The organism is Pseudomonas alkylphenolica (genome assembly GCF_000746525.1).
Classification (GTDB): Bacteria; Pseudomonadota; Gammaproteobacteria; order Pseudomonadales; family Pseudomonadaceae; genus Aquipseudomonas; species Aquipseudomonas alkylphenolica.
Genome location: NZ_CP009048.1, coordinates 716,810 through 732,000, shown reverse-complemented (window position 1 = coordinate 732,000; position 15,191 = coordinate 716,810). Strand labels below are relative to the sequence as shown.

Sequence of the window (15,191 nt, the reverse complement as noted above, 5' to 3'; positions counted from 1 at the left end):
CTGGAAAAACCACGACGGGTTTAACCAACAATTTATCAGGCTGTCCGGAACGAGGTATCGGCACCAGGATGAAAAATTGCAGACAATAAAAAAGGGAGACCCTGGGGTCTCCCTTTGAGAATTTTGTCCGTGCTCGACGCTTGTGACGTCGGCTCACCTCACGCTGTCTTGTGAACAGTGTGTAGCCCGGGGGCCGAGCACAACCCTGTTGGGTTGCTGGCCGCAGCTGCCCTGATAAGGCCAGCTGCACTGGACTGATGTCCGGGCAGTGATTCTGGGTATAAGCATAGGGCTAGAGCGGCAGCAGAGGATTGCGAAGATTGCTCATTCAAATAGCACTTGCGCAATTTTTACCTAAGGATTGATAATTCGACGCAATCGAAACAGAAAAGGCATCTTCCATGAGCAAGCTTGACCGCTACGACCTGAGCATTCTTGCCGAATTGCAGCGCGATGCGCGCATCTCCAACCAGGAACTGGCCGAGCGCATCGGCCTGTCGCCTTCGCCCTGCTCGCGCCGGGTCAAGCAACTGGAAGACGACGGCTACATCGCCCGTCAAGTGGCGCTGCTCGACCGCAAGAAGCTCGGCTTGAGCCTCACGGCCTACGTATTGATCGGCATGGATCGCCACACCCCGGAACGTTTCGAAGCTTTCGAAACTGCTATCCGCAACCTGCCTCAGGTGCTTGAGTGCAGCCTGGTTACTGGAATGGATGCCGACTATCAGCTCAAAGTGGTGGTCCCGGACATGGACCACTACCAGCAACTGCTGCTCGGCCACCTGACCCGTATCGAAGGGGTGACCAGCGTGCGCTCCAGCTTCGTGCTCAACCAGGTGCTGGCCAGCACTGAACTACCGTTGACGCACCTGCGTTAGTCAGACCGGCAAGCGGGGCGTATAATCGCGCGCCTCAACTTGCCGGAGAATATCGATGGATCCTGCGTTGTTCGAAGAGTGGATGATGACTGTCCTGGTCACCATCCTGATTGGTTTCATGGGCTTTATCGTCTGGGACCTGGCGAAGAAGTCCAAAGCCGGCAAGTTCGGCACCTTCATTCTGTTTTTCGTGCTGGGCCTGGGTATCCTCGCTTTCATCATCAAAAGCGTGGTGATCGGCTATATCGAAGGCGTCTAGGGATTGTACGAAAAGTCGCCGAGCGGTGATCAGGCAAGGCGAAAACAGGCGAGGAAGCGGAGTTTACTGATTGTAAATGAGCATTCCGAGCCTGTTTTCAACGCAGCATGATCGACGCGCAGGCACTTTTCGTACAACCCCTAACGCCTGGCCGGAACTTCCCGCCACTGCCCCTGATCCAGACCGTCCAAGGTCCAGTCGCCGATCCGCACGCGCACCAGGCGCAGGGTCGGCAGACCGACGGCGGCGGTCATGCGCCGCACCTGGCGGTTACGCCCTTCCTTGATCACCAGTTCCAGCCAGCTGGTCGGTATGCTTTTGCGAAAGCGTACCGGCGGGTTGCGCGGCCACAACTGCGGCTCTTCGAGTTGCCTGGCCTGGGCAGGCAAGGTAGGCCCGTCATTGAGCTCGACACCGTCGCGCAAACGCTGCAGTTGCTCTTCTGTCGGCTCACCCTCGACCTGCACCCAGTAGGTTTTCGCCAGCTTGTGCTTCGGATCGGCAATCCGCGCCTGCAGCTGGCCGTCATTGGTCAGCAGCAGCAAGCCTTCGCTGTCGCGGTCCAGGCGGCCGGCCGGATAGACGCCGGGAATATCGATGAAATCCTTGAGGGTCGCGCGCCCTTCGCCGTCGCTGAACTGGGTCAGTACGTCAAAGGGCTTGTTGAACAGGATCAACCGCGGCTCGGCCGGCGGCGCCTTGGCCTGGCGACGCGGGCCTGCGGGTTTGGCCGCGCCAGGGCGCGGCTTGGAACGTGGGGGTAACGGCATGGGGCCTCAGCGGAACGGCGGCTCGTCGAAACTGCGCAGTTTACGCGAGTGCAGCGAATGCAGCTCGGTGCGCAGCAGGTCGAGTGCGGCGATACCGATTTTCAGGTGCTGGCTGACTGCCCGGTTGTAGAAGGCGTTGGCCGCCCCCGGCAGTTTGATTTCGCTGTGCAGCGGCTTGTCCGAAACGCACAGCAACGTGCCATAAGGCACGCGCAAGCGGTAACCCTGGGCGGCGATGGTGCCGCTTTCCATGTCGACCGCCACTGCCCGAGACAGGTTGATCAGCGGACGCTCCTGAGCCCAGCGCAGCTCCCAGTTGCGGTCGTCGTAGGTCAACACGGTGCCGGTACGCAGACGCTTTTTCAGCTCGTCGCCACGCTCGCCGGTCACCTGCGCCGCCGCTTCCTGCAGCGCCATCTGCACCTCGGCCAGGGCCGGGATCGGAATATGCGGCGGTACCACCCGATCCAGAATGCCGTCCCGGCGCATGTAAGCGTGGGCCAGCACGTAATCGCCGATGGTCTGCGACTGCCGCAAGCCGCCGCAGTGACCGATCATCAGCCAGCAGTGCGGACGCAGCACCGCCAAATGGTCGGTGATGTTCTTGGCGTTGGAAGGGCCGACGCCGATGTTGACCAGGGTAATGCCGTCGCCATCGGCGGCGATCAGGTGATACGCCGGCATCTGGTAACGGTGCCAGACCACACTCGCCACCAGCGACTGGGCCTCACCGTTGTCCATGCTCTTTTCGATGATCACATTGCCCGGCAGGACCATGCGCACGAAACGTGGGTCATCGCGCAGCTGCTCCAGGCCATGACTGACGAACTGATCGACATAGCGGTGGTAGTTGGTCAGCAGGATCCACGGCTGCACATGGCGCCAGTCACTGCCGGTGTAATGCACCAGACGGCGCAAGGAAAAGTCCACCCGCGCCGCGTCGAACAGCGCCAGCGGCAAAGGATCGACGTTGGCCCAGTCGTACAGGCCATCGGCGATGCCATCGGTGGCGGCCGACAGGTCAGTGCTGGGGAAAACCCGTGCCAGCGCGGCGGCAGTGATACCGCTACCGGCCAGTTCGTCACCCTGCTCGACCACGTAGGGATAAGGGATATTCTGCTGACTGACACCGACTTCGACGGTGACGGTGAAGTCGCGCATCAGTGGCTTGAGCTGTTCCAGCAAATAGCCACGGAAGGCAGCGGGATGGGTCACCGTGACGCTGTAAGTGCCCGGCAGTTGAACCTTGGCGTAGGCGCGGGTGGTGGCCGGCACCTCACCATGATACTCGTAGGTCAGGCGCAGTTCCGGGTAGCGGAACAAGGCGCGCTCTTCGGCATTCGGCTCGGTGCGGTCCTTGAGATAGCGCTTGAGCGCCTGGCTCAGGGCCGCGGTGGACTTCTCGTGCAGGGCCGCCAAACGATCGACGGCCTGCTCGGCGGTTTCTACGACAACGAAGGCTTCATCAGTACGGCTCACAATGTACTTCCTGTCTGACATGCATGTAGCCATCTTGCCTACTTATTCAGGCAAAGGCACGCACGTTAGAGCGACCTGTTTGGCGTCGACCGTGCCACTATTTTGCCAACATCGATGCCCCGCGGCAGCACACCGTAGACCCGGCCACTGCCGCCCAGGCGGCTGCCGATAAAAGCATCGCTGACGGTGGCATTGCCCGCTTCAAGCAACAGCTTGGCCTGCAAGCCCAGGGCGATGTCTTCGGTGAGCTGACGGGCGCGGTACTGAATGTCGCCGGTGTCGGCAAACGCCACCTTGAGATTGCCGATGTGCGCCGCCAGACGCGGATCACCGTGACCGTCACCGAGCTCCTCGAACAGCACATCGAGCACACCTGGCTCCTTGGACAGGGCACGCAACACGTCTAGGCACTGGACATTACCGGAACCTTCCCAGGTCGAGTTGACCGGTGCTTCACGGTACAGGCGCGGCAGGATGCTGTCTTCGACATACCCGGCGCCGCCCATGCATTCAGCCGCTTCGTTGATCATTGCCGGGGCGCGCTTGCAGATCCAGTACTTGCCGACAGCGGTGATCAGCCGGGCAAACCGTGCCTGTTGCGGGTCATCCGGCTGATCGAGGGCATGGCCCATGCGCAGACTCAGGGCCAGCGCCGCTTCGCTTTCCAGGGCCAGGTCAGCGAGGACGTTCTGCATCAGGGGTTGCTCGGCCAGCAGCTTCCCGCCGACCTGGCGATGAGCACAGTGGTGGGCAGCCTGGGTCAGGGCCTGGCGCATTAGCGCGCTGGAGCCGACCATGCAGTCGAAACGGGTCATGGCGACCATTTCGATGATGGTCGGCACACCGCGGCCTTCCTCGCCGATCATCCACGCCAGGGCGCCACGGAACTCCACTTCACTGGAGGCGTTGGAGCAGTTGCCGAGCTTGTTCTTCAGGCGCTGGATATAGAACTGGTTGCGACTGTCATCCGGGCGATGGCGCGGCAGCAGGAAGCAGCTCAAGCCCTTGTCAGTCTGGGCCAGGGTCAGGAAGGCGTCGCACATCGGCGCCGAGCAGAACCACTTGTGCCCGACCAGTTCGTAGGCCTGTCCCGGTCCCGGCGCACCCACCGGGTAAGCACGGGTGGTGTTGGCGCGGACATCGGTGCCGCCCTGCTTCTCGGTCATGGCCATGCCCAGGGTTACCCCGACCTTGTGCCGGTCACCGACGTTACGCGGGTCGTACTCGGTGGCGAGGACCTTGGGCAGCCAGTACTCGGCCAGTTCCGGCTGCAACTTGAGCGCCGGCACTGCGGCAAAGGTCATGGTCAGCGGGCATCCACTACCGGCTTCCGCTTGGGTATGCAGATAGGTCATCGAGGCCCGGGCGACATGGGCTCCCTGGCGCGGGTCGGCCCACGGCAGCGACGGCAAGCCGTGCTCGATGGCCGTGCGCATCAGCTCGTGGTAGGCCGGATGAAACTCCACCAGGTCGATACGATGGCCGTAGCGGTCATGGCTGCTGAATTGCGGTTTGTGCTGGTTGGCCAGGAACCCTGCGGCCATCAGCGGCCCTCCCGCCAACGCCCCGTACGCGTCGATCCGGGCCTCAGCCCAGCCTGCCCCATAGTGCCGCGACCATTGCTGCAGCGGCAGGTCGATGCGATACAGATTGGCCCCATCCAGCGATGGCGGCTGGTTGGTGACTTCATGGGTTTCAGCGTACTGGTGCAGGTTCATCAGGGGGCCTCCTGGATCCGGACGTGACTGAAATTTCAGTGAATCACGCCGCGCCCCCTGCTCAAAGTGACAAATACGCCTAACTAGCCGCGATTTAGCCCGGGCTGGGCCAGCACCTGCGGCTGGCTCAAGGCGAGGCTCAGTACCAGCTCGAAACGGCTGCCCAGCCCCGGGCTGGACTCATGCTGCAAGCGTGCTCCGATCAACTCGGCCAGCTGCCGGCAGATCGCCAGGCCGATGCCCAGGCCTCCGTACTGGCGACTCATCGAGCCATCAACCTGGAAGAAGCGCTGATACAGACCTGGCTCGGCGAGGCGATCAAAGCCGATGCCGCTGTCGCTGACACTGATGGACAGGCCAAGCAGACCCGGCCCTTGCAAGCGCCCACGCACCTGCAACACGACCCCACCCTCATGGGTGAACTTGATCCCGTTGTCGAGCAGGTAGCTGATGCACAGGGCCAGCTTATGCCGGTCGCCGACCAGCAACTCGGGCAAATCGGCCGGTGTATCCAGATTCAGGTACAGCCCCTTGCCCAGCGCCGCTGCCGCGTACTTGCTGCGCAGCTCCTGCAACAGGTTGCGCAAGCCGAACGGTGCGTTTTGCGCACTGAGGCGACCGGCCTGCAGCTCGGTGAGGATCAGAATGTCGTCGACCATGCCCATCATGTCCTGGGCCGCGTAACTGGCCGTGCGCTGGTACTGCGCCAACTCGTGCGCCATCGGCACTGTCTGCATCAATTCCAGCGAACCGATCACGCCGTTCATCGGCGTGCGCAGCTCATGGGTCACTGTGGCCAGGAACTCATCCTTCAAGCGGTTGCTGTTGGCCAGTTGCTGGTTCAGCACTTCCAGGGCCCGGCCCGTGTCGCGCAGGGCCTGGGCCTGCTGGTCACGCATGCTGTTGATTCGATCGGCCAGGGCCAGCGACAGCAGGCACACCTCCAGCGCCGAACCGATCTGGCTGGCATACATGGTCAGGAACACATTGGGCAGGTAGCCCAGCACCATCAAGGTATTGATCAGGCCGCCAAGCAGGAATGCCGTCCAGGCGATGATGAAATAACGTGCCACCCGCAAGCCGCGCCGCCAGGCATACACCCCGGCCGCAAAGATCGTCACGGTAAACAGCAACGCCAGGGCCGTAGCCAGACGCAGGGCGATGCCGTAACTGCTGATCAGCGACAGCAGCATGACCACCCCGCCACAGGCCATCAGCACTTTGAGCAGGCCATCGAAGGCGCGGCTGTGCCGGGCCATCTGCAGGAAACTACGGGCGAACTGGCAACCGAACAGTCCCGACGCGCCGATGAACAGCGGCGTGGCGGCATTCGCCCACCAGGGGCTGTCAGGCCAGAAATAAGCCACCGCCGCGCCGTTGACCGATACCTGATAGAGGCCGAACGAGGCGATATAGAGGATGTAATAGAGATAACTGGTGTCGCGTACGCTGAGGTAGATGAACAGGTTGTAGACCAGCATCCCCAACAGCACACCGTAGATCAGGCCGAGCACATAAAGGCGGGTCGGCTGCGCTTCCAGGTAGGCTTCGGTGGACCATAAGGTCAACGGCGCCTGGACCGAACCCTGGCTGTGCAGGCGCAAGTAGGCGGTGGTGGTCTGTCCAGGGCTGAAGGGTAATTCGAACAGGTAGTTGTTCTGCTCGATCTGGCGACTGGCATACGGCAGTGCGTCACCGGTGCGCTGAGCCAGGCGGAAAGTACCACTGCTGTCAGGCAGGTAAAGCTCCAGATGGTCCAGTGGCGGGTAGGCCAGCTCCAGCAGCCAGCTGCGCGGCGCGGCCGAAGGCAGTGCGGTGTAACGCAGATCGAGGCGGATCCAGAACACCGAGCTCGAGTAACCGGCATTCAACACATCGGCTTGATGCGTACGGAAATGCTCACTGAACGAAGGAGCACTGACCTGCGCGATGCTGGCATTGCCATCGCGGTCTTCGAATACCTGCATCACTCGCCCCAAGGGCAAGCTGCGCGTCGAGTCGTCGAAATCGACCGCCGTGGCCAGTAGCGGCAACCAGCCCAGCACAACAATCAGCAAATAGCGCATACAGCCCCAGCATGGTCTGTCCCGGTCGTGTCGCGGTAGCCTCCTGTCCGTTTGAGGCGACGCGATCCGGCAGTAACCGTTATCGGTTGTTTGAGCACTCTAGCATAGCTTTTCAGCGCTACCAGACGCCACATAAAACTTTGATGAAAAGGCTCTAGCACGGCACTTTCAGCTACATGCGAATTAATTTCCTGACCACTTGATCAAAAAAGCCTGGCGCAGGGGCAGACCCGACAAAAGCGTTTGGTGGTAAGCTCGCGCACCATGAATACCTACAGCTCCCGCCCCGTTGTCCTCTGTCTCTCCGGCCACGACCCCAGTGGCGGCGCCGGCTTGCAGGCAGATATCGAAGCCCTGATCGCTCAAGGTTGCCACGCCGCTCCCGCCGTGACCGCCCTGACCGTGCAGGATACCGTCAATGTCACTGACTTCCGCGTGCTCGACCGCGAGTGGGTGTTGGCTCAGGCCAACGCCGTACTGGCCGACTCCACGGTCGCAGCAGTCAAGCTGGGCATGCTCGGCTCGCTGGACATGGTCGACACTGTAGTCGAACTGCTCAGTGCCCACCCGCATCTGCCGCTGGTCTGCGACCCGGTGCTGCGCGCTGGCGGCGGTGGCCGCCTGGGCAAGGACGAAGTCGGCTACGCCATGCGCGAACGACTGTTGCCCCTGGCCACTATCGCCACCCCGAACCTCCCCGAAGCCCGCATCCTCGCCGAACTGCCTGAGGGCACCGCGGATGAATGCGCAGAAAAACTGCTGCCCTTCGTCAGACACCTGCTGATCACCGGCGGTCACGGTGACGAACACGAAATCCACAACCGCCTGTACAGCCGCGATGGCCAGCGTCACACCTGGACCTGCCAGCGCCTGCCTGGCAGCTACCACGGCTCGGGCTGCACCCTGGCCAGCGCCCTGGCCGGTCGCCTGGCCCTCGGCGAACAACTGCAAAGTGCCGTACGTTCAGCCCTGGACTACACCTGGCGAACCCTGCGAGATGCCGAACAACTGGGCAAAGGCCAATATGTGCCGCGTCGCCTACCCCTGGATTTCTGTTCCTGAGCCCGAGGCCCCTAGATGAAGCTACGCGGTCTGTATGCCATCACCGACAGCCAACTGCTGACCGGCAAGTTTCTGCCCTACGTTGAAGCGGCCCTTGAGGGCGGCGTGACCTTGCTGCAATACCGCGACAAGAGCCAGGACCAGTCCCGCCGCCTGCACGAGGCCGAGGCCCTGGCCGAGCTTTGCGCACGCTACAAGACCCAACTGATCATCAACGACGATGCCGAGCTGGCCGCGCGCCTGGGTGTCGGTGTGCACCTGGGCCAGACCGATGGCCCGCTGACGCCGGCGCGCACCCTGCTCGGCCGCGAAGCGATCATCGGCTCGACCTGCCATGCCCAGCTTGAGCTGGCCGAACAAGCCGCCCGCGAAGGCGCCAGCTACGTTGCCTTCGGCCGCTTCTTCAATTCCGTGACCAAGCCGGGTGCGCCCGCCGCCGATACCGCCTTGCTGGAGCAGGCCCGGGCCCGGATCAAGTTGCCGATCTGCGTGATCGGCGGCATCACCCTCGACAACGCCGCCCCGCTGGTCGCCCACGGCGCCGACCTGCTGGCGGTGATTCATGGCCTGTTCGGCGCCGACAGCACGCAGGAAGTCACCCGCCGTGCCCGCGCCTTCAACGCCTTGTTCGCATCTGCCTGATTGAGAGAGCCCATCATGTCTCGTTCCGAAACCCTGTTCGCCAACGCCCAGAAACACATCCCCGGAGGCGTCAACTCGCCGGTGCGGGCGTTCAAAAGCGTTGGCGGCACGCCGCTGTTCTTCAAGCATGCCGAAGGCGCCTACGTCACCGACGAAGATGACAAGCGCTACGTCGACTACGTCGGTTCCTGGGGCCCGATGATCCTTGGCCACAGCCACCCGGACGTGCTCGACTCGGTGCGCAAGCAGCTGGAACACGGCTTGTCGTACGGCGCGCCGACCGCCATGGAAACCGAGATGGCCGATCTGGTCTGCTCGATCGTGCCATCGATGGAGATGGTGCGCATGGTCAGCTCCGGCACTGAAGCGACCATGAGCGCCATTCGCCTGGCCCGCGGCTACACCGGCCGGGACAGCATCATCAAGTTCGAAGGCTGCTACCACGGCCACTCCGACAGCCTGCTGGTTAAAGCCGGCTCCGGCCTGCTGACCCAGGGCGTACCAAGCTCGGCTGGCGTGCCGGCAGCCTTTGCCAAACACACCCTGACCCTACCCTTCAACGACATCGACGCGGTCGAGAAAATGCTCGCTGAAGTCGGCCAGGAAGTGGCGTGCATCATCGTCGAGCCGGTGGCCGGCAACATGAACTGCGTGCCGCCGGCACCAGGCTTCCTCGAAGGCCTGCGCACCCTGTGCGACAAGCACGGCGTGGTACTGATCTTTGACGAAGTGATGACCGGTTTCCGTGTCGCCCTCGGCGGCGCGCAGGCGCATTACGGCGTGACGCCGGACCTGTCGACCTTCGGCAAGATCGTTGGCGGCGGCATGCCGGTCGGCTGCTTTGGCGGCAAGCGCAAGATCATGGAGCAGATTGCACCGCTGGGCCCGGTCTACCAGGCCGGTACCCTGTCGGGCAACCCGCTGGCCATGGCCGCGGGCCTGACCACCCTGAAACTGATCAGCCGCCCGGGCTTCCACGCCGAGCTCAGCGATTACACCAGCCGTCTGCTCGATGGTCTGCAGCAGCGTGCCGATGCCGCTGGCATTCCGTTCGTCACCACGCAGGCCGGGGGCATGTTCGGCCTGTACTTCAGTGGCGCTGACGATATCGTCACCTTCGACGACGTGATGGCCAGCGATGCCGAACGCTTCAAGCGCTTCTTCCACTTGATGCTTGAAGGCGGCGTGTACCTGGCGCCAAGCGCCTTCGAGGCCGGTTTCACCTCGATCGCCCACGGCGAAGCCGAGCTGAAGATCACCCTGGATGCCGCCGAGCGGGCGTTCGCCAAGCTCAAGGACTGACACTGTCTGTAGGAGCGGATTTATCCGCGATGGGGCGCATAGCGTCCCCCCCTTCACTGGGAATGGGGACGACTTTGTCGTCCATCGCGGATGAATCCGCTCCTACACAAGCAGAAAATCGAGTAAAGACTTTGTAAGGTAGGCGTTGCTTATCCCATAATGTGCCACCAGACACTTTGGCCGCAGCTTTGCAGAGGTAAGTCGATCCCCATGAACCGCACCGGCCGCGCCCTCGCCCTGGGCTGCCTGTTGCTTCTTCAGCCCCTGCTGGCCTCAGCAGGCGGTAACTCGTTGCTGATTCCGGCAACGGGCCGCTGCACCCTCAATTCCCAGCCCGAAGACCTGCCCCAAGCCTTGGCCGCGTGCCAACAGGCCGCGCAGCAAGGCGACGCCCAGGCCCAATACGAACTCGGTGAGTTCTATTACGAGGGCACCAATACGCCACGCGACCTCAAACAAGCCCTGAGCTATTTCGAGCAAGCCTCGCTGCAAGGCCACGCTCAAGCTCAGTACCGTCTGGGCACCATGTTTTTCAAAGGTGAAGGTGTCGCCGCCAACAATGTACAGGCGTACATCGTGCTGAAAATGGCGGCAGTCAATGGCGCCGAAGATGCCCTGGACCTGGCCGATGAGGTCGCCGAGCAAATGCCGCGTGAGGATCTTGAAGTGGCGACCCAGGTATTGGGACAGATTTTCCGCAAATACCTGCTGGAGCTGCAGACCGCCGAAGGGCGTACCCCCTTCTCGCCACTGCCCTGAACCCCGGGCTTATTTTTCCGGCATTGGCATCGGAAACGGCATCACGTTGCTGACACCACGCGCCTCACTGATTTTTGGCGTTCCCAGGCGCTCGACCTCATCGATACGCACGATCGAGTGCATCGGCACAAAGCTGCGCACCACGCCTTCAAATTGCGCCTTGAGTTTTTCTTCACTCGGATCGACCACCACCTGGGTGCGTTCGCCGAAGACAAATTCCTCTATTTCAAGAAAGCCCCACAGATCACTCTGGTAGATCTGCTTGGCATACATCTCGAATACCTGGCCCTGGTTGAGAAAGATCACTTTGTAGATAGGTGCTTCGCGCTTGGTCATTTCGGCGGGGACAGCCACAGGTTGTAAAGAAAGGCCAAACTATAACATAGCCCCCAGACCGACAACGCTAGGATCCACCGCCCCGGGCCCTTATAATGTGCGGTTCTTCGAATTACCTGATGATCTCCCATGGCCAAGAAGCTTTATATCGAAACCCACGGTTGCCAGATGAACGAGTACGACAGCTCGCGCATGGTCGACTTGCTGGGTGAACATCAAGCCCTGGAGGTCACGGCACGGGCCGAAGACGCCGACGTGATCCTGCTCAATACCTGCTCGATCCGCGAGCGCGCCCAGGACCGGGTCTACTCCCAGCTGGGCCGCTGGCGCGAACTGAAGGACCTGAAGCCGGACATGGTCATCGCCGTCGGCGGTTGCGTGGCCAGTCAGGAAGGCGAATCGATCCGCAAGCGTGCGCCGTATGTCGACGTGGTGTTCGGCCCGCAGACCCTGCACCGCTTGCCGGAAATGATCGATGCCGCGCGCACCACGCGCCTGCCGCAGGTCGATGTGTCATTCCCGGAAATCGAAAAGTTCGATCACCTGCCCGAGCCGCGCATCGACGGGCCGACCGCCTATGTTTCGGTCATGGAAGGTTGCAGCAAGTACTGCACCTTCTGCGTGGTGCCCTACACCCGCGGCGAAGAAGTCAGCCGGCCATTCGATGACGTCTTGTCCGAAGTCATCCACCTGGCCGAAAACGGCGTGCGCGAGATCACCCTGCTGGGGCAGAACGTCAACGGCTACCGTGGCCAGACCCACGATGGTCGCCTGGCCGACCTGGCCGAACTGATCAGGGTCGTAGCGGCAGTGGATGGCATCGACCGCATTCGCTACACCACCTCGCACCCGCTGGAATTCTCCGACAGCCTGATCCAGGCCCACGCCGAAGTACCCGAGCTGGTCAAACACCTGCACCTGCCGGTGCAATCGGGCTCTGACCGTGTGCTGGCAGCGATGAAACGCAACCACACCATCCTCGAATACAAGTCCAAGCTGCGCAAACTCAAGGCCGCCGTGCCAGGCATCTGCATCAGCTCGGACTTCATCGTCGGCTTCCCGGGTGAAACCGAGAAAGACTTCGAGCAGACCATGAAACTGGTCGCCGAGGTCGGTTTCGACTTTTCCTACTCCTTCGTCTACAGCCAGCGTCCGGGCACCCCGGCCTCCGACCTGCCCGACGACACCCCGGAAGAGCTGAAAAAAGAGCGCCTCAAAGCCCTGCAGCATCGCCTCGACACCCAGGGCTTCGAGATCAGCCGACAAATGGTCGGCACCGTGCAGCGCATCCTCGTCACCGACTACTCGCGCCGCGACCCCGGCCAGTTGCAGGGGCGTACCGAGAATAATCGTATCGTCAACTTCCGCTGCGACAATCCAAAGCTGATCGGCCAGTTCGTCGACATCCATATCGACGACGCCCGCCCGCATTCGCTGTTCGGTTCGCTGGCACATTGACCTGTCCCGCCGGGTCGCAATACTGGCCCGGCGACCCTTGATCGTTTCAGCGCTTTCGCCCTGCAGCGGCTAGGGTTATCCTTGAGTCCATCTCCATTGCCGTTGGGCGGCTAAAAAACAACCTTGAACGCACCCATAGAACCTCATCGTTTCATCCTCGAACCCTTCGAGGCCCATCGCTTCGCCAATCTGTGCGGGCAATTCGACGAGCATTTGCGCTTGATCGAACAGCGCCTGGCTATCGAAATCCGCAACCGCGGCAATCAGTTCGAATTGATCGGCGAACCCAAACACACCTCCTCCGCCGAGCAACTGCTGCGCCGTCTCTATCGCGAGACCAAGGCCACCGAGCTGTCGCCGGAAATGGTTCACCTGTTCCTGCAGGAATCTGCGGTCCAGGAGCTGGAAAACCCGGCCGTCAACGAAGTCAGTGTTTCCCTGCGCACGCGCAAGGGCATGATTCGTCCGCGCGGGCTGAACCAGCAGCGCTATGTGAAGGAAATCCTCGGCAACGACATCAACTTCGGCATCGGCCCGGCCGGTACCGGCAAGACCTACCTGGCCGTGGCCTGCGCCGTCGATGCGCTGGAACGTGAACAGGTACGCCGCATTCTGCTGGTACGTCCGGCAGTCGAAGCGGGTGAAAAGCTCGGCTTCCTACCCGGCGACCTGGCCCAGAAGATCGACCCGTACCTGCGCCCGCTGTACGACGCCCTGTATGAAATGCTCGGCTTCGAACACGTCGCCAAGCTGATCGAGCGCCAGGTGATCGAGATCGCCCCGCTGGCCTACATGCGTGGCCGCACCCTGAACAACAGCTTCATCATCCTCGATGAGAGCCAGAACACCACGGTCGAACAGATGAAAATGTTCCTCACCCGTATCGGTTTCGGCTCCACCGCGGTGATCACCGGTGATATCACCCAGGTTGACCTGCCGCGCGGCACCAAGTCGGGCCTGGCGCATGTCATCGAAGTGCTCAACGGCGTGCCGGGCATCAGCTTCACCCACTTCCAGCCCAAAGACGTGGTTCGCCACCCACTGGTACAACGCATCGTCGAAGCCTACGAGCGCTTTGAAAACCGTCCACTTAACACCAGTGAAGGCAACAAACGCGATGCTTGAGCTCGATCTACAGCTGGCAAGCGATGCCCCGCACCCGAGTGAAGATCAGTTCCGCCGCTGGTGCGAGCTGGCCCTGCGCCAGCGCACGGCCGATTCGGAAATGACCATCCGCCTGGTGGACGAAGCCGAAGGTCGTGAGCTCAATCACACCTGGCGGCACAAAGACTACGCCACCAACGTCCTATCCTTCCCAGCCGATGTGCCTGACGAACTGCTCGACATCCCGTTGCTCGGTGACCTGGTGATCTGCATCGCCGTGGTCGAGCGCGAGGCCGCCGAACAGGGCAAGGCGCTGGAGGCCCACTGGGCGCACCTGGTGATCCACGGCTGCCTGCACCTGCTGGGCTACGACCACATCGACGACGATGAGGCCGAGGAAATGGAAGCACTGGAACGAGAATTGCTGGCTGAACTGGGTCATCCGGACCCTTACGCCGACGACGAACACGACGTACCCCACACTGATATCTGCAAGGATCACGAGTAACCGCCATGAGCGAAGATCGATCGAGCAACGGGCAAAAGTCCTGGCTGGGCAAACTGACCCAGGCTTTTGCCCATGAGCCGAAAAACCGCCAGGAGCTGCTTGAGCTGCTGCGCGAAGCCCATCAGAACAAGCTGCTCGACAGCGAAGCGCTGACCATCGTCGAAGGCGCCATCCAGGTTGCCGACCTGCAAGTACGCGACATCATGGTGCCGCGCTCGCAAATGATCAGCATCAAGGCCACACAGTCGCCACGCGAGTTCCTGCCAGCGGTGATCGACGCTGCGCACTCGCGCTACCCGGTGGTCGGCGAAAGCCATGACGACGTCCTTGGCGTCCTGCTGGCCAAAGACTTGCTGCCGTTGATCCTCAAGGAGAACGGCGACAGCTTCAACATCAAGGACCTGCTGCGCCCGGCCACTTTCGTGCCCGAGTCCAAGCGCCTGAACGTGCTGCTGCGCGAGTTCCGCGCCAACCATAACCACATGGCCATCGTCATCGACGAATACGGCGGCGTGGCTGGCCTGGTGACCATCGAAGACGTGCTTGAGCAGATCGTCGGCGACATCGAAGACGAACACGACGTCGAGGAAGACAGCTATATCAAGCCGTTGCCCAGCGGCGACTTCCTGATCAAGGCCCTGACCCCGATCGAGAACTTCAACGAATTCTTCGACAGCCAGTTCTCCGACGACGAATTCGACACGGTTGGCGGTTTGGTCATGAGCGCCTTCGGCCACCTGCCCAAGCGTAACGAGACCACCGAAATCGGCCCGTACCGCTTCCGCATCCTCAATGCCGATAGCCGCCGGATACACTTGCTGCGACTGACCCCTATCACCCGTTAAGGACA

Annotated in this window: 15 protein-coding genes; 10 read left to right on the top strand and 5 right to left on the bottom strand. The window is 61.8% G+C overall.

The window, feature by feature from the left end; translation table 11 throughout:
• Positions 1–401: 401 nt before the first annotated feature.
• The gene (locus tag PSAKL28_RS03450) at positions 402–878 is read left to right on the top strand and encodes an Lrp/AsnC family transcriptional regulator (protein WP_038606626.1); all 477 of its coding nucleotides are present in this window, start codon (positions 402–404) and stop codon (positions 876–878) included.
• Positions 879–933: 55 nt separating this feature from the next.
• Complete coding sequence (locus tag PSAKL28_RS03445) at positions 934–1,137, top strand: DUF2788 domain-containing protein (RefSeq protein ID WP_038606624.1); 204 nt, start codon at positions 934–936, stop codon at positions 1,135–1,137.
• 140 nt (positions 1,138–1,277) lie between these two features.
• On the opposite strand, the gene PSAKL28_RS03440 is transcribed toward PSAKL28_RS03445, so the two are convergent.
• The 4 genes from PSAKL28_RS03440 to PSAKL28_RS03425 all read right to left on the bottom strand — a co-directional run bounded on the left by PSAKL28_RS03440 (position 1,278) and on the right by PSAKL28_RS03425 (position 7,170).
• Entirely contained in the window at positions 1,278–1,907 is a 630-nt protein-coding gene (locus tag PSAKL28_RS03440; protein WP_038606621.1) for an rRNA large subunit pseudouridine synthase E, read from the bottom strand.
• Positions 1,908–1,913: 6 nt separating this feature from the next.
• Positions 1,914–3,419, bottom strand: coding sequence for an AMP nucleosidase (amn, locus tag PSAKL28_RS03435; RefSeq protein ID WP_371261980.1), 1,506 nt, complete (start codon positions 3,417–3,419; stop codon positions 1,914–1,916).
• Positions 3,420–3,451: 32 nt separating this feature from the next.
• Entirely contained in the window at positions 3,452–5,104 is a 1,653-nt protein-coding gene (locus tag PSAKL28_RS03430; RefSeq protein WP_038606615.1) for an acyl-CoA dehydrogenase family protein, read from the bottom strand.
• 83 nt (positions 5,105–5,187) lie between these two features.
• Positions 5,188–7,170, bottom strand: a complete 1,983-nt coding sequence (locus PSAKL28_RS03425; protein ID WP_038606612.1) for a sensor histidine kinase — start codon at positions 7,168–7,170, stop codon at positions 5,188–5,190.
• 264 nt (positions 7,171–7,434) lie between these two features.
• On the opposite strand from PSAKL28_RS03425, the gene PSAKL28_RS03420 reads away from it, so the two are divergent.
• The 4 genes from PSAKL28_RS03420 (at position 7,435) to PSAKL28_RS03405 (ending at position 10,935) form a co-directional block, all read left to right on the top strand.
• Positions 7,435–8,232 (top strand): hydroxymethylpyrimidine/phosphomethylpyrimidine kinase, encoded by a 798-nt coding sequence (locus PSAKL28_RS03420; protein ID WP_038606609.1) that lies wholly within the window; start codon positions 7,435–7,437, stop codon positions 8,230–8,232.
• Between the two features lie 15 nt (positions 8,233–8,247).
• Entirely contained in the window at positions 8,248–8,874 is a 627-nt protein-coding gene (gene thiE / locus PSAKL28_RS03415; RefSeq protein WP_038606606.1) for a thiamine phosphate synthase, read from the top strand.
• 15 nt (positions 8,875–8,889) lie between these two features.
• Positions 8,890–10,176, top strand: a complete 1,287-nt coding sequence (gene hemL, locus PSAKL28_RS03410) for a glutamate-1-semialdehyde 2,1-aminomutase (RefSeq protein ID WP_038606599.1) — start codon at positions 8,890–8,892, stop codon at positions 10,174–10,176.
• Between the two features lie 210 nt (positions 10,177–10,386).
• On the top strand, positions 10,387–10,935 hold the full coding sequence (locus PSAKL28_RS03405) for a tetratricopeptide repeat protein (RefSeq protein ID WP_038606596.1): 549 nt from the start codon (positions 10,387–10,389) through the stop codon (positions 10,933–10,935).
• 9 nt (positions 10,936–10,944) lie between these two features.
• Here PSAKL28_RS03405 and PSAKL28_RS03400 read toward each other — a convergent pair whose 3' ends face one another.
• The gene (locus tag PSAKL28_RS03400; RefSeq protein WP_038606593.1) at positions 10,945–11,271 is read right to left on the bottom strand and encodes a DUF1820 family protein; all 327 of its coding nucleotides are present in this window, start codon (positions 11,269–11,271) and stop codon (positions 10,945–10,947) included.
• A 129-nt stretch (positions 11,272–11,400) separates the two neighbouring features.
• On the opposite strand from PSAKL28_RS03400, the gene miaB reads away from it, so the two are divergent.
• The 4 genes from miaB to PSAKL28_RS03380 all read left to right on the top strand — a co-directional run bounded on the left by miaB (position 11,401) and on the right by PSAKL28_RS03380 (position 15,186).
• Positions 11,401–12,729 (top strand): tRNA (N6-isopentenyl adenosine(37)-C2)-methylthiotransferase MiaB, encoded by a 1,329-nt coding sequence (gene miaB / locus PSAKL28_RS03395; protein ID WP_038606590.1) that lies wholly within the window; start codon positions 11,401–11,403, stop codon positions 12,727–12,729.
• A gap of 123 nt (positions 12,730–12,852) precedes the next feature.
• Positions 12,853–13,854 (top strand): PhoH family protein, encoded by a 1,002-nt coding sequence (locus PSAKL28_RS03390; RefSeq protein WP_038606587.1) that lies wholly within the window; start codon positions 12,853–12,855, stop codon positions 13,852–13,854.
• Positions 13,847–14,341 carry an rRNA maturation RNase YbeY gene (gene ybeY, locus PSAKL28_RS03385; protein WP_038606584.1) on the top strand — a complete coding sequence of 165 codons (495 nt, stop codon included), beginning with the start codon at positions 13,847–13,849 and terminating at the stop codon, positions 14,339–14,341. Before PSAKL28_RS03390 ends, ybeY begins: the two co-directional genes overlap by 8 nt.
• Before the next feature lie 5 nt (positions 14,342–14,346).
• The gene (locus PSAKL28_RS03380; RefSeq protein ID WP_028944390.1) at positions 14,347–15,186 is read left to right on the top strand and encodes a CorC family transporter; all 840 of its coding nucleotides are present in this window, start codon (positions 14,347–14,349) and stop codon (positions 15,184–15,186) included.
• Positions 15,187–15,191 lie beyond the last annotated feature (5 nt).